Raw genomic sequence first — 13,574 nt, forward strand, 5'->3', positions numbered from 1 at the left:
CGGCGCAAACGGGTCACTGCACTTGGGCCACGCCCGGCGGTGTCCATCCACCGCTCAAGACTTGCGGTTTTGGCCAGTACGTACGAATGGTCACTTCGAACTCGCTTTTCGGCGCTGGCAGCCAGTTGGCTTCCTTGTCCTTGCCCGGCGAGTCGTGCTGGATATACAGGGTCAACGAGCCATCGGCGTTGGTCTGCATGCTCTTGCTGTTCTTGGTGCCGAGGGAATAACGATTGATCGCGTTGGGCGCGAAGAAGTGCTGCGGGTCATACAGGGTCAGCGACCAGAAACCCTCGGCCGGCGGCGTCTGGCCTTTGGGGAACGTCAGCGTGTAGCGGTGATCGCCGTGAAGGCGCTGGCCCTTCTCATCGACTTCGAGGAAGAAGTAGCGCGTCTCTTCGGGCTGATTGGTGTACATGTTCGACTTGGCCGTCGCCGTGCGACTGAGATAGTCATTGCCCCAGCGCGCCACGTTGGTCGGCGAGTTCCAGCCATTGGCCAGGCGCGAGCCGTTGGTGCGGAACGAGAACAAGGGCGAGACGACTTCTTCTTCGGTCTTGACCGCTGCCTTGACGATGGCGTCCTTGATTGCCGGGTCTTTCGCGGCAGCATCGAGCAGCGCGTGCATCATCGCGTAGCGGCTTTCTTCGCCGGCCAGCGGCGGCACCTTGGCGAGGACTTCCGGCAATTGCTCGAAGAATTTTTCCGGGATGACCCAACGCGACTCTGCAGCGCTTTTCTGCACTTGCGGGAAATGCGGAGTGGCTTTCCAGTCCTTGGTTATGGTTTTGCCGGTGTACTTGCTCAACGGGTAGACCACCACTTGATTGAGCACGGCCTGCACGGCTTTGCGATCTGCATCGCTGTCGTCGAGGAAGGTACGCGGGCCGACGGCAACCAGTTCGGTGGGCGACTTGATGACCGCCGTGATGCCTGCCGGCACGCTGCCCTTCCAGTTCGGCCCGACCACCAGATAATTGCCGGGCTTGGTCCCGTACTGTTTGCCCAGTCTGGAGAATTCCTCGCTGCGGGCGTCGTAGAGCGCGTAGACCCAAAAGCGATCGCCGAAGTCCGGCACCTGCAGCACCATCGGATCGTCGTCGGTGGCGCCATAACCAAAACCGTAAACCACGTCCTGGTTAGGGTGCGCGATCCAGCGCTGTTCGGGCGATATGTAGTCGGTGAGCATGCCCACATAGCCCGTTGGCGCCGCCGGCAGAATGCCGCCGACCAGACCCGGCTCCGGCGCCCTGGAAAACGAAGTGCGGCGGTTGAACGCGTTGACGATGGGCCAGCCCCACAGGTACGCATCCTGGGCAATCACGCTGGCGCTTGACGGGGTAATCACGGTGCCGACGGGAACACCCGGCACTTGCGACGCGGGTTTGCCGGCAGAGTTTTCACTGGCAAGGCTTTCACTCGCATGGATATTGGCGGCCATCACAGACGCCAGCGCTACCGCGAGCAATGAGTGGGTCAGTGGATTTTTCATTGGGTTCAAACTCCGTTTGGATGATGGGCAGACGTGCTGACTCGACCCAAAAATAGAAAATTGATCGCTGCTTCGAGCGTGGGGAAAAAGGGCCCGGCTCAACAATGAGCCGGGCCTTTCGGCAAGGATTCCGACAAGCGTCGATTCACTCAGATTTTTGGCGTGGGTTGCGCAGCCTTTGCCTTGGGCAGCAACCAGGCGGCCAGCGCCGGCAACAGCAGGATGGCGCCGAGCATGTTCACCAGGAACATGAAGGCCAGCAGGATGCCCATGTCCGCCTGGAACTTGAGGTTGGAAAACGCCCAGGTGGCAATCGACAACGTCATGGTGACCGCCGTGAACACCGACGCCGTGCCCCGCTGTTTCAGCGCTTCGACAAACGCCTCCCGCAGGCTCAGTCCGCCTTCGTGCATCTCGTGCTTGATCCGCTCGAACAGGTAGATGCCGTAATCCACGCCAACGCCGACACCCAACGCGACCACCGGCAAGGTGTTGACCTTGACGCCGATCCCGAGCAGCGCCATCAGCGCATTGCACAGCACGGTGACCAGCGCCAGCGGGATGATCACGCAGAGGGTGATGCGCCAGGAACGGAACATCCACAGACACAACAGCGCTACCGAGGCGAACAATGCGCCGTTGACCAGTCGATCTCCGGCGTGCACCACTTCGTTGGTCGCGGCCATGACGCCGACGTTGCCCGAGGCCAACTCGAAGGTGACGCTGTCGTTGTCATAGGCCGCCTTGAACGCCTTGATCTTGGCCATCAGGTTGCTGATGGTGTCGGCCTGGTGATCGCGGGTGTAGATCGACACCGGGATCGCATTGCACGCGCTGTTCATGTACTCGGTGCCGACCCGTGTCGCGAAGCCGACGCCTTGGGCGATTTGCGCAGTGGGTTCGGGCAGCACTCGCCACTTCAGGTCGGTTTCCGCGTAGGCCTGAGTGATATTGCCGACGAAACCGGCCAGGCTGCGCACCGATGACACGCCGTCATCCTGACGCAGGTACAGCTCCAGCTCACTGATCGGGTCGAGCACTTCGCGCTTCACGCACGGTGTTTCGTCGCCCTGCGCCTTGACGATCACTTGCAGCAAATCGACGCCAATCGCGAAGTCGCGGGTGATCGCGGCCACGTCCTGGTTGTAGCGCGAATCTGCGCGCAGTTCCGGCACACCGGCGCCGATGTCGCCGACGTGCAGTTGCCGCGCCTCCCACAATCCCCAGCCGAGCAGCAGCGCCGCACACAGCAACGCCCACGCCGCACCGCGCCGGGTTGCCAACACACCGAGGCGTTCCCACAGACCTGCACCGAGGGTTTCCTTGCCGCGCAGCTTTTGCGCGTCCGCCGCCGACAAACGCATGAACGACAACAGAATCGGCAAGAGCATCTTGTTGGTGACGATCATGACCGACACGCCGAGGGTCGCGGTGATCGCCAGTTCGCGCACCATTTCGATGTCGACCAGGGCAATCACCATGAAGCCCAAGGCGTTGGCGAGCAGCGCCACGGCGCCGGGCACGAAGAGTTTCTGGAAGCAGTTGCGCGACGCCGTGACGCCGTCAGCGCCGTTGAGGGTTTCCAGTTTCCACGCGTTGGTCATCTGCACCGCGTGGGACACGCCAATGGAGAAGATCAGGAACGGCACCAGAATCGACATCGGGTCCAGCGTCAGTTTCAGCAGCGGCAACAATCCGAGCAGCCAGACCACTGGCACCATCGCGCAGATCAGCGCCCAGCCAGTCAACATCAACGAGCCGCAATACCAGTACAACAGCAACGCGCTGATGACGAAGGCGATGACGAAGAACACCAGCACATCGGACGCACCCTCGGCGATGTCACCGATGGATTTGGCGAAACCGATAATGTGAATGCTAATGTCGGGGTTCTGGTTGTCCTGACGAATCTGCTCGAGTTTTTTCGCCACCTCCTGCAAATCCAGACGCTGGCCGGTCACCGGGTCGGTCTCTTGCAGGTTGGCCACCACCATCGCCGATGACAAATCATTGGAAACGATGCGTCCGACCCAGTCGGATTTAAGTGTGCGCTCGCGCACCTGTGCCACTTGCTGCGGTGTGCCGGCGTAGCTGGAATCGACCAGATTGCCGCCGGTAAAACCGTCTTCGACCACTTCGGTGTAGCGCACGTTGGAGGTGAACAGCGAGGTCACCGAACTGCGCTCTACGCCATTGATGAAAAACACTTCGTCGGAGACTTTGCGCAACGCGGCCATCGCTTGCGGGGTGAAAATTTCGCCCTTGTTGCTCTTCACCGCCACCAACACTTTGTTGGCGCCGCCGAAATCCTTCTGATACTCGAGGAAGGTCTTCATGTACGGATGATGCAGCGGGATCATCTTGAAAAAACCCGCTTCGATCTTCAGATTCGTGGCGCTGTAACCCAGCGCCACGGTAAGCAGAATGAACAGCGCCAGCAGCGGTTTGCGCTGATGGAAAATCCAGTAGGAGACTTTGCCGACAAGGCCTTGGGCAAAGTCCTTGCGCTTCATCTGTTCGGCATTCGTCACGTACTTTTCCTGAATGCTCATGGCTTACTCCTGACCCTGGGTCACGTTGGCCGCGAGGGGCGTGACGCCGCGATCGCCGACCGCGAGCAGTTGGCCGTCGGCCAGTTGCAGCGCCTTGGCCAGACTGGTGTGAGTGGATGGCAGCGTCTTGAAGGTCTGGCCCTGATCGTCACTGGCCAGCAGCAAACCACTGTTGCCCAGCACCAGCACCCGTCCCGACTTGAGCTGCAACGCCCCGTTGAACGCGAACGTGGTGGCCGTGTCGCGCCGCGCCCAGGTCTGGCCGTCATCGCTGGACTGCCAGACGTTGCCGCGCATGCCGTAGATCAGCAGCGCGCCATTTTGCAGTTGCAAGGCACCGAACAGGCTGCCGGCGTAAGGGCTGTCCATGGCTTGCCAGGTTTCGCCGTGATCCCGCGAACGGGCGAGCGTGCCGCTCTCGCCGACCATCAGGCAATCGCCATTGGCCAATGTGATGACTTGCGAAATATGCCGGTCGAAGTCGCCGTCCAGCACCGGCAGTCGCTGCCAGCTGACGCCGTTATCGCTGGAGCGCAGATACAGGCCGAACGCGCCCCAGGCAGCCATGCGCCCGTCGCCCAATGCAATGACACCGAGCAACGAATCACCATTGGCGGGCGTCTCGATCGACGACCAATGCTGGCCGCCGTCCTCGGTGCGCAACAACGTGCCGCCGTGCCCCACGGCGACACCAATCGCTGCGCTGACAAACGCCACGCCGGACAAGGTGCGTGTGGTGTCAGTGCGCACCGAGCGCCATTGCGCATTTTTTTCATCGGCGATCAGCACCACGCCGCGCTCGCCGACCGCCACCAGATGGTCGCCGCTGTCGGCAATGTTGAGCAGGAACGCGTGTTGCGAGCTGACCTGATAGTCGAGCTTGGGCGTTTCGGCGCGCAGTGCGCCGGCCAGCAGGCACAACCCCACGCCCGCCAGCCATTCCAGATGACGTAACGACATGACAAGGATTCCAGTAAGCCTGCGAACGACCGGATGGCCGTCCGCAGCGGGTTAATCAAGAGGCGTGGCGATCACTTGCCCATGCGCCGCAAGGCGTCAGGCTGGAAGTCGACGAAACGGCCCTTGATCCCGAATTTCCACGGTTGCTGTTCTTCGTTGGCCAGGCCGGACAGGTAGTAGCTGCCATTGCTCAGGTCATGCCAGATGTTGGCGCGATACCACGGCACTTGCGCGTCGTAGAACTGGATCAGCGGATGCACACCCACGCGCCACAAGGTGCCACGGGTGTCATAGGCATCACTGGCCAACACGGTCCAGGAATCTTCGTCGAGGTACATCACACGCTTGCCGTAAACGTGTTTGGCATCGGCGCGCAAGTTGCCTTCGACCACCCAGACACGGTGCAACTCGTAGCGCAGCAAATCGGGGTTGGGCGTGTTGACGGTGAGGATGTCTTTGTACTTGACCTGTTTCGAGCCGAGCTTGTAGTCGTTGTACGGCACGTACATTTCGCGCTTGCCGACGAGTTTCCAGTCGAAGCGATCCGGAGCACCGTTGTAGCCGTCGAAGTCGTCGGTCACGCGCAGGCCTTCGGTGCCGTCGTTGACGTTGTCATAGGCCAGATCCGGCGCACGACGCACGCGGCGCTGACCGACGTTGTAGATCCACGCCGAACGCACCTCCTTGACCTGATCGATCGGTTCCTGCACCAGTTGTACGGTGCCGGCGAGGGTTGCCGGGGAGATGAATCGCGCCGAATAGTTGAGCAGGCGGTTGTCCGATTGCTTGTCCATGTTGGCGTCGAAGACGCGATTTTCTTCCACGCGCAATGCGTAGTAATCACCGCCGCCCCGCACCGGGAACGAGGCGTAAGTGCGCTGCAAACCACCGCCGAGGTAACGCACGTTGTGGTTCCAGATGGCTTCAAGACCATTTTTCGGAATCGGGAACGGCGTGGTCGAACCGTTCAGGTTGCTCACGCCAAAACCGTTGAGTTCGACGTGCGGCGCCTCCTGTTTGACCTTGTCGGCAACGGCTGCCGGAACCATCGCCGTGCGATGCGTCGGGTAAACCGGCATGACAAAACTCGGGTACTTGGCCAGCAGCGCCTGCATGCCCGGCGTGAGTTTGTCCTTGTACTGCGCGAGGTTGGCGGCGGTGATGGTGAACAGCGGTTTTTCGCTGGCGAACGGGTCGACGTAGCCCTGCTCCGGGCTCCAGCCACTGGGCGGCTGCGCCATGCCGCCGGTGTAGGCCGGAATCGAGCCGTCAGCATTGCCGGCCATCTCCCCACCCAGCGGGGTCAGGTCTTTGCCCAGGCGGGCGGCTTGATCGGCGCTGATCTGGGCGTGCGCCGGGCTGCTCAAGGCGAGCAGCAAGGCAGACGCCACGCCACCCAGGCGCGTGGCATGAATAAGCTTGTTCATCAGACTTACCTCTTATTGTTCTGTCAGAAGCTGTAGCTGTAATTGACCGCGTAGAAATCGCGGTCATGCAGGGGGTCGTATTCGGCGCTGTTGTCGAAACTGACGTAGCTGAAATCAAGTTTTTGCTGCTTGTTGTAATCGAAGGTGATGCCCACCGCCGTGGTAATCCGCCCCTCGTTGAACTGGCCATCCATCGACACGCCATCGACGTCCTGACCGAAGAACGCGTAAGGCGAAGCGGTGACGCTGGTGCCGAGGAAGTTGTTGTAATCGAGCTGGCCGCGCAGGCGATAACCCCAGGCAAAATCGGTGACATAGCCTTGGTTCTTGCACCCGGCCGGGCTTGAGTTGTTCAGGCTGGCGATGGTCGTGGTGCAGGTGTTGCCACCCCCGGGAATGGTCGGTGACGAGCCCATGCCGTAGATGAAACCGCGACCGTAACGGCGGTCTTCGTCACCCTGCGCAATGTTGTTCCACTGGAACCCAGCTTCGGCAACCACTGTCAGGTTGTCCGCCTTGAGCACGTTGGGGAACACGTTGACGCCGTTGACCTGAAACTGGGTTTTCTCGTACCGGTCCCAACCGGCGGTGAATGGCGCACTTTGCACCTTCACCGCTTGCAGCAATTCACCTGCCGGGCCGACCCCGGTCAAAGCGCCGTTGAGCAAATCGGCGCCGTTGATTTGTGCCGGTTGATTGGGCGAATAGCTGAGTTCCGAGCCGATCGACCAGCCGCTCAGCGTGGTGGTGAAACTCAGCCCGTACAGGCGGATGTCTTCCGGGTATTCCCAGCTAGGCCCGACGAACTGACCTTGCGCGTTGCGCGCGATAGCACCGGGTGTGCCAGCGTTGGGAAACGCCGTCAGCGCGGCCGAACCGGTGCTGCGCATGCCCAGATAAGGCGTGCGCGAGTGGTAGTTCATGTAATACACGCCCAACTCGCCGTCGAGGGCATCGAGCGGGAAACGGAACGCCACGCCCCACTGGCCGCTGTCGCGCGGGTCTTTGCCCTTGACTTCCGGCAAGTACGCGCCAGCGGCAATCTTGGTGGGCGATGAAGGATTGGTGCCACCGAGTAAGGTGCCCACCTGGCAATCGCCGAAGTCCTGGCCAATGGCACTTTCGGTCACTGACCAATAGTGACCGCAGCCTTCGATGGCCGTGCTTTCGTACTTGAGCTGGTAGAACGCCTCCATGGAAATCCCGGCGGGCAGACCAATGTTGACGTAGCCCATCCACACCGGAATCAGCGCTTCCTTGAGCTCCGTGCCGGGGCGGCGCAAGGCCGGGACGTCGAGCGGGTTGATCTGGTTGATGCCCTGGATATAAGCGCTTTCGCCCCAGTTGACCACTTGCCGGCCAAGGCGCACCTGCACCGGCGTGTCGTCGAAGTAATAGGTGTTGTAGGCGTAGGCATCGAGCAGGTAGACGCCGCTGAATTTCTGCAGGTCGGCGTATCCGTCATCGTTGAGCGGTTTCTTGCGATAGCCATTGCCGGCGCTGCCGAAATTGACGTCTTCGTCCTTGAGCGCTTCGTCATACCAGCCTTTGACCCGCACCAGACCGCCCATGTCGCCATTGCGCAGCGACAGGTCGGTGACGAATTTGGCGATGGTGGAGACGCGGTCGCCCTTGTCATAGTTGAGGTTGCCAGCGTCAACCGAACCGCCCGTGCCGCCGGACTTGCCGAGCAGTGCACCGTTGGCGCCGCTGTACAGCGCTTTGTCCTGGTTTTCCGCACGCCATTGCGAACCGACCGACAGCGTGGTGTTCCACTCCCCTTCCCAGCCGTTTTCCAACTGGAACGGCAGGGCCTGCACGGCCCCGGCCGACACGCAGGAAATGGCCACGGCCAACGGTTTCATCCAGGTACGAACGTTGCTGTTTTTATTGTGCATGCAGGTCTCCGCCATCGCCCTTACCGTGCGGGGCCGGACTTGACCCCATGGCTGAGCGTTCTTGTTTGTGTGCGCAAGCATGCAGAGAGGGCGTGCAGAATCATTTGTCCGTTCATGTCAGACTTTTGTCATTAGCCGTCAGCCAACGAATTAAACTGTTCGTCCATCACAAATGCAGAGACGATGGCGCTGCCCGCCCGCAGAGGTCGGGCATCGCCTGTTTCATGACACAAGAGCCTAAAAGCCGACCATGACTGCCCTGATCAAAACCTCATCCCTGACCGGTTACCCCCAGCTCGTGCGAGAACTGGGCGGCAATCCCGATGACCTGCTGCGCCAGATGCAGATCGATCCCAAGTCGCTCGACAACGGCTCGGCCGTGGTACCCTACCGGGCGATGATCAACTTGCTGGAGCTGACTGCCGAACAGTTGCAATGCATTGATTTCGGCCTGCGTCTGGCCGAGCGGCAAAGCATCAATATCCTCGGCCCGTTGGCAGTGGTCGCACAGAATGCGCGCAATGTCGGCGAAGCGCTGACGGAGATCGTGCGTTTCCTGCACATCTACAGCCCCGGCGTGCTGGTGCACCTGGACACCGAAATCGACCCGGTCCACCCCTACCTGATCTATGAAATGACCCTGCGTCCGCCACCGCGCCAGCGCCAGGTGATCGAGACGTCCCTGGGGGTCATGTTCAAAACCTTGCAGATGCTTTACGGCCCGGGATTCCGCCCGCACTCGGTGCTGTCGCGCACCGAAGCGCGGCTGCCGCAGAGTCGCTATCAGCGCTTCTTCGGCGCCCGCACCTATTTCGGCCAGGCGCACAACGCCCTGGTGCTGCAGCCTGATTGCCTGAGCAAACCGATCGACCAGCACAACAGCCAATTGCACGACACCATGATGGAATACGTCAGCAACATGGGCGCGAACCCGCTGGACATCGGCAAGCAGGTCGAATCGTCGATTCGTCGTTTGTTGCCGACGCAACGCTGCGCGCTGCCGCTGATTGCCGAACAACTGGGCATGCGCGAACGCTCGCTGCAGCGGCGGCTGGCCGACAACGATCTGGTGTTCGAAGACATGGTCGAGCGCGCACGCCAGGAACTTGCCGAGTTGTACCTGGCCGAAGCGAACATGCCGATGGCGCAGATTGCCGGTCTGCTTGGCTATGCCGAACAGAGTTCGTTCAACCGCGCCTGCAAACGCTGGTACGGCGTGCCGCCGCGCGTGCGACGCACGCAATTGCGCGCCGACCCGTAAGCCAGCGCGCAAAGGCTTTCACGCGTAGGTGATGATGATTTTCGCGTGCTCATCCGGCTGCGCCAGATCGGCGAACGCACCGGCCACCTGATCCAGTCCGACGCGACCGGTGATCATCGGCGCACCGTCGAGTTTGCCGTCAGCGAGCGCGTGCAAGGTGTGGGCGAACTCTTCCCCGGTGTAGCCGAAGGAAAAATGCACGTTCATTTCCTTGCCGATGCCGATCAAGGGTTCGATGCGGTCGCTCTCCATGCACACGCCGACGACGATCAGTCTTGAGCGCGGCGCAGCGTTCTGGATCACTTGCTGAATCAGACCCGGCACGCCCACGCACTCGAACACCACGCACGGCTTGGGTTGTGGCCCCAAACCCAACAGCGCCATCGGCCCGGTGATGTCGTAACCCTCGGGCGCCGCGACTTGCAGCCACGATTGGTACGGCGACTGTTCAGCCGGATTGACCACCACGTCGGCGCCCATTTTCTCTGCGAGGGCGCGACGCCCGGCGGAGAAGTCGGAAGCCACCACCGGGCCGATACCGCGGGATTTCAGCACCGCGATCACGGCCAGGCCAATCGGCCCGCAACCGATCACCACCGGCACTTCGCTGCCATCCAGACGCGCACGATTGACGGCGTGAGCGGCCACGGTCAGCGGCTCGGTCAACGCCGCGATGTCCGCCGGCAGATCGCCCGGCACCGGCATCAGCATCTGCTCGGCCAACACCATCTGCTCGCCGTAACCACCCGGATAACGGTTGGAAAAACCGATGTGATGGAAATGCTCCGGGGTAATCACGAACGGCAACGAACAGACGCGCGTGCCGACCTTGAGTTTCTTGTCGCTGCCCGGCCCGTGATCGAGGATCTCGGCACAGTATTCGTGGCCGAACACCACATCCTGGCGATCATCGAAGGCAATCGGAATGTGCCCGCGCTTGAAGTTGGCCAGCACATGTTCGCAGTGATGGAACATGTGCAGGTCCGAGCCGCAAATGCCACAAGCGAGGGTCTTGACCAGCACCTCACCCTGCCCCGGCGTAGGCGCTGTGATCGAATCGACCTGCAATTGCTTGTCACGCATGACAACCGCTTTCATCAGAATTCTCCTTATCAGATTGCACCGCCGACGACTCGGCGGCGTGCAGGCATCAGCTCAACTGGCCGACTTCACGCAGCCACGCCTCGGAACGGCGCAGGCCTTCGTCGAGGCTGACCTTGGGCGCGTAACCCAGCAGACGGCGGGCCTTGTCGATGGAAATGCCACCGGTGCGGGCGAACATGTACATGGTGTCCGGCGTGACTTCGTCGTTGCGGCGCAGCAGTTGATTGATCTGCCAGATCGCCCAGGTCAGCGTCACCGCCAGACCCAGCGGCAGGCTGCGCGGCGCACCGCTGCGACCGGCCCAGCGCCAGTGGTGGCTGAAGAATTCACGGCAACTGACCGATTCACTCGCACTGACGTGGAAGATCTGCCCGCTCGCCTGAGGCAAACCGGCGGCGAGCATCACGCCGTCGAGCAAGTCTTCGATGTACACCGGCGTCCAGCGCCCCTTGCCGCCGTTGGGCAAAATCAGCGCGCCGGCCTTGGCCATCTTCAGCGGCTCGCTGAGCCACGCGCGGGAACCGGGGCCGTACACGTCACCGGGACGCACCACCGTGCACTCGATTTCGCCCGCTGCATGCGCTGCCAGTACCACGTGCTCGCTCGCACCTTTGGCCACGCCGTAGCGATAGTGATCACCGATGACCACGTCACTGCGCTCGTCGGCCTGCTCGGCGTAGTCCCAGCCGAGGGCGGCAATCGAGGAAAACTGCACGAAGCGTTTGGCGCCGCTGGCGATGGCGACATCGAGGCAATTGCGCACACCGCGAACCGAGACCTCGCGGTACTGCTGCCACGACGCCGCGAGGGACACCACCGCTGCGGTGTTGATGAACAACTCGCAGCCGCGAGCATGTTCGGCCCATTGCTGCGGGCGGGTCAGGTCGCCGGCGACCACGCCGTTGGCAGCGTCGGCGCGCAGGTCCATGCCGCGCACTTCGACCCCGAGCGCCCGGTAGCGACGCGCCAATGCCTGGCCGATAAAGCCGCTGGCACCGGTGATGAAAACCGAACGCGGCACGTCAGGCGTCTGCCCTTCGCTACCGGTTGGCATGACAGGTTGGCTCATTGAGCACACTCCCCAAATCCAGACGAATGGGCGGCCGCCGCAGCGCCCGCCGCGAGTGCTCAGCCAACCGTGTAATCGGCGTTGCCAGGGCGGATGTAACGCGCCGGGTCGAGGCCGCGCTCCTTCACCAGACGGTCGATGAGTTGCATGATGTCGGTGGCGTCCATGACGTTGACGAAGTTGCCGTCCTGGTCGAAGTTGATGTTGGCGCCGTGGACCACCATGAATGTGTCGGTGGGCTCGGTGTTGTCTTGCGGCACCATGAACGTGTGGATCGAACCGCCCGGCTCGTACAGATAGCTACCGGCAGTCTGTGGCTGATCCGGGTATTCGACGTAGTGCCACCGCCCCGACATCGTGAACAGGTGCACCGGGCCGGTGTGGTAATGGCATGGCAGGCGCACGCCGGGCTGAAAGATCACGCGCAGCGTCCAGATACCGAGGTTTGGGTCCAGATACAGCGGCTGCACATCGACGCCGGGAAAGTACGGCGCCAGCGCATCTTTGTAGATCGGCAGGTCGTGGGTGTTGAGGGTCAGCAGTTCCTTGTGATCGAAGAACGGCACGGGCATTGGCATTATTGTTTTCCTCAGGCAGACAGTGGCAGGTAACGGTTATTACGTCTGCCCATACTGCGGTGGATACCGGCACAAGAATTGTCATTTGCCGCCACTCGTTTGGCATTTGCCGACAGCTCATCGACCGCGCTGACGCCGACTCATGCGCACCAACTGCAGAGGCGCAAATGGCGGATGCGGCTACGCTCATTCCATCCCCCACACGCCTGGAGTCGCCCCATGACCCGCCTGTTTTTTACCACCCTGACCTTGCTCGCCCTCAGCCTGCCGGCTCACGCTGACGTCACGCCGTTCCCCGCCTCTTTCAAGACCCAGGACATCAAAGTCGAAGGCGCAACCATGCACGTGCGCGTTGGCGGCAAAGGCCCGGCGGTGGTGCTGTTGCATGGCTTTGGCGATACCGGCGACATGTGGGCGCCGCTGGCGGCGGATCTGGCGCGGGATCACACCGTGGTGGTGCCGGACTTGCGCGGCATGGGCCTGTCGTCGATTCCCGAGGGCGGTTACGACAAGAAGACTCAAGCGGCGGACATTCGCGGTGTGTTAAGCGCGCTGAAAATCGAACATTCGGTGGTCATCGGTCATGACATCGGCACCATGGTCGCCTTCGCCTACGCCGCGCGGTATCCGCAACTCACTGATCGGCTGGTGGTGATGGATGCGCCTGTACCCGGCATCACACCGTGGAACGACATCGTGCGTTCGCCGATGCTCTGGCACTTCGACTTCGGCGGCGCCGACATGGAGCGTTTGGTCGCCGGTCGCGAGCGCATCTACCTCGACCGCTTCTGGAACGAATTCGCCGGCACCCCCGCCAAGGTCGACGAAGGCACCCGCCAGCACTACGCCAAACTCTACGCCCGCCCCGGCGCCATGTACGCCGCGTTCGCCCAGTTCCGCAGCATCCGCCAGGACGCCATCGACAACGCGCCGGTTCTGCAACAGAAACTGACCATGCCGGTGCTCGCCGTCGGCGGCGAAAAATCCTTCGGCAACAACGAAGCCATCGTCATGCGCAACGCCGCCGACAACGTCACTGAAGTGGTCATCCCGGCCGCCGGCCACTGGCTGATGGAAGAAGCGCCGACGCCAACCATCAAAGCCGTGCGCGACTTTATCGCCATGTGAGCAAATCACGTTGCCTGAACCCGATGCATGCGTCAGGATTCGCCCCTTTTTGAAAGCGCGGCCATGGAGGCCTGCGTTTACGCCCTTCGATCGTTGATTTTTTAC

At 61.7% G+C, this 13,574-nt stretch carries 10 protein-coding genes; 2 read left to right on the plus strand and 8 right to left on the minus strand.

What is annotated here, in order from left to right; genetic code table 11:
- Window positions 1-13: 13 nt before the first annotated feature.
- The 5 genes from AC3Y64_RS16075 to AC3Y64_RS16095 form a co-directional block, all read right to left on the minus strand.
- On the minus strand, window positions 14-1,492 hold the full coding sequence (locus tag AC3Y64_RS16075) for a DUF1254 domain-containing protein (protein ID WP_489984435.1): 1,479 nt from the start codon (window positions 1,490-1,492) through the stop codon (window positions 14-16).
- A 149-nt stretch (window positions 1,493-1,641) separates the two neighbouring features.
- Window positions 1,642-4,044 carry an efflux RND transporter permease subunit gene (locus AC3Y64_RS16080; RefSeq protein ID WP_489984436.1) on the minus strand — a complete coding sequence of 801 codons (2,403 nt, stop codon included), beginning with the start codon at window positions 4,042-4,044 and terminating at the stop codon, window positions 1,642-1,644.
- 3 nt (window positions 4,045-4,047) lie between these two features.
- Window positions 4,048-5,004 (minus strand): WD40/YVTN/BNR-like repeat-containing protein, encoded by a 957-nt coding sequence (locus tag AC3Y64_RS16085; RefSeq protein WP_489984437.1) that lies wholly within the window; start codon window positions 5,002-5,004, stop codon window positions 4,048-4,050.
- A 71-nt stretch (window positions 5,005-5,075) separates the two neighbouring features.
- Window positions 5,076-6,431, minus strand: coding sequence for a DUF1329 domain-containing protein (locus tag AC3Y64_RS16090; RefSeq protein WP_489984438.1), 1,356 nt, complete (start codon window positions 6,429-6,431; stop codon window positions 5,076-5,078).
- Window positions 6,432-6,454: 23 nt separating this feature from the next.
- A complete protein-coding gene (locus tag AC3Y64_RS16095) occupies window positions 6,455-8,329 on the minus strand; it encodes a DUF1302 domain-containing protein (RefSeq protein WP_489984439.1) in 1,875 nt (624 codons plus the stop codon).
- A 250-nt stretch (window positions 8,330-8,579) separates the two neighbouring features.
- Between AC3Y64_RS16095 and AC3Y64_RS16100 the strand changes: the two genes are divergently transcribed.
- Window positions 8,580-9,590 carry an AraC family transcriptional regulator gene (locus tag AC3Y64_RS16100; protein ID WP_489984440.1) on the plus strand — a complete coding sequence of 337 codons (1,011 nt, stop codon included), beginning with the start codon at window positions 8,580-8,582 and terminating at the stop codon, window positions 9,588-9,590.
- Between the two features lie 18 nt (window positions 9,591-9,608).
- Here AC3Y64_RS16100 and AC3Y64_RS16105 read toward each other — a convergent pair whose 3' ends face one another.
- From AC3Y64_RS16105 to AC3Y64_RS16115, 3 genes are read right to left on the minus strand one after another with little or no spacing between them, the layout of a single operon-like run.
- Entirely contained in the window at window positions 9,609-10,688 is a 1,080-nt protein-coding gene (locus tag AC3Y64_RS16105; protein ID WP_489984441.1) for a zinc-binding dehydrogenase, read from the minus strand.
- A 52-nt stretch (window positions 10,689-10,740) separates the two neighbouring features.
- Window positions 10,741-11,763 carry an NAD-dependent epimerase/dehydratase family protein gene (locus AC3Y64_RS16110; protein ID WP_489984442.1) on the minus strand — a complete coding sequence of 341 codons (1,023 nt, stop codon included), beginning with the start codon at window positions 11,761-11,763 and terminating at the stop codon, window positions 10,741-10,743.
- A 59-nt stretch (window positions 11,764-11,822) separates the two neighbouring features.
- Entirely contained in the window at window positions 11,823-12,341 is a 519-nt protein-coding gene (locus AC3Y64_RS16115; RefSeq protein ID WP_158956471.1) for a 2,4'-dihydroxyacetophenone dioxygenase family protein, read from the minus strand.
- A 219-nt stretch (window positions 12,342-12,560) separates the two neighbouring features.
- Between AC3Y64_RS16115 and AC3Y64_RS16120 the strand changes: the two genes are divergently transcribed.
- Window positions 12,561-13,469 (plus strand): alpha/beta fold hydrolase, encoded by a 909-nt coding sequence (locus tag AC3Y64_RS16120; RefSeq protein ID WP_489984443.1) that lies wholly within the window; start codon window positions 12,561-12,563, stop codon window positions 13,467-13,469.
- The last annotated feature ends 105 nt before the right edge of the window (window positions 13,470-13,574 follow it).

Source organism: Pseudomonas sp. 4CAES_32.4 (genome assembly GCF_058136335.1).

Bases quoted from the DNA above. Each gene is read 5' to 3' on its own strand.
- AC3Y64_RS16075 (WP_489984435.1), bottom strand. From the start codon at position 1,492: ATGAAAAATCCACTGACCCACTCATTGCTCGCGGTAGCGCTGGCGTCT.
- AC3Y64_RS16080 (WP_489984436.1), bottom strand. From the start codon at position 4,044: ATGAGCATTCAGGAAAAGTACGTGACGAATGCCGAACAGATGAAGCGC.
- AC3Y64_RS16085 (WP_489984437.1), bottom strand. From the start codon at position 5,004: ATGTCGTTACGTCATCTGGAATGGCTGGCGGGCGTGGGGTTGTGCCTG.
- AC3Y64_RS16090 (WP_489984438.1), bottom strand. From the start codon at position 6,431: ATGAACAAGCTTATTCATGCCACGCGCCTGGGTGGCGTGGCGTCTGCC.
- AC3Y64_RS16095 (WP_489984439.1), bottom strand. From the start codon at position 8,329: ATGCACAATAAAAACAGCAACGTTCGTACCTGGATGAAACCGTTGGCC.
- AC3Y64_RS16100 (WP_489984440.1), top strand. From the start codon at position 8,580: ATGACTGCCCTGATCAAAACCTCATCCCTGACCGGTTACCCCCAGCTC.
- AC3Y64_RS16105 (WP_489984441.1), bottom strand. From the start codon at position 10,688: ATGAAAGCGGTTGTCATGCGTGACAAGCAATTGCAGGTCGATTCGATC.
- AC3Y64_RS16110 (WP_489984442.1), bottom strand. From the start codon at position 11,763: ATGAGCCAACCTGTCATGCCAACCGGTAGCGAAGGGCAGACGCCTGAC.
- AC3Y64_RS16115 (WP_158956471.1), bottom strand. From the start codon at position 12,341: ATGCCAATGCCCGTGCCGTTCTTCGATCACAAGGAACTGCTGACCCTC.
- AC3Y64_RS16120 (WP_489984443.1), top strand. From the start codon at position 12,561: ATGACCCGCCTGTTTTTTACCACCCTGACCTTGCTCGCCCTCAGCCTG.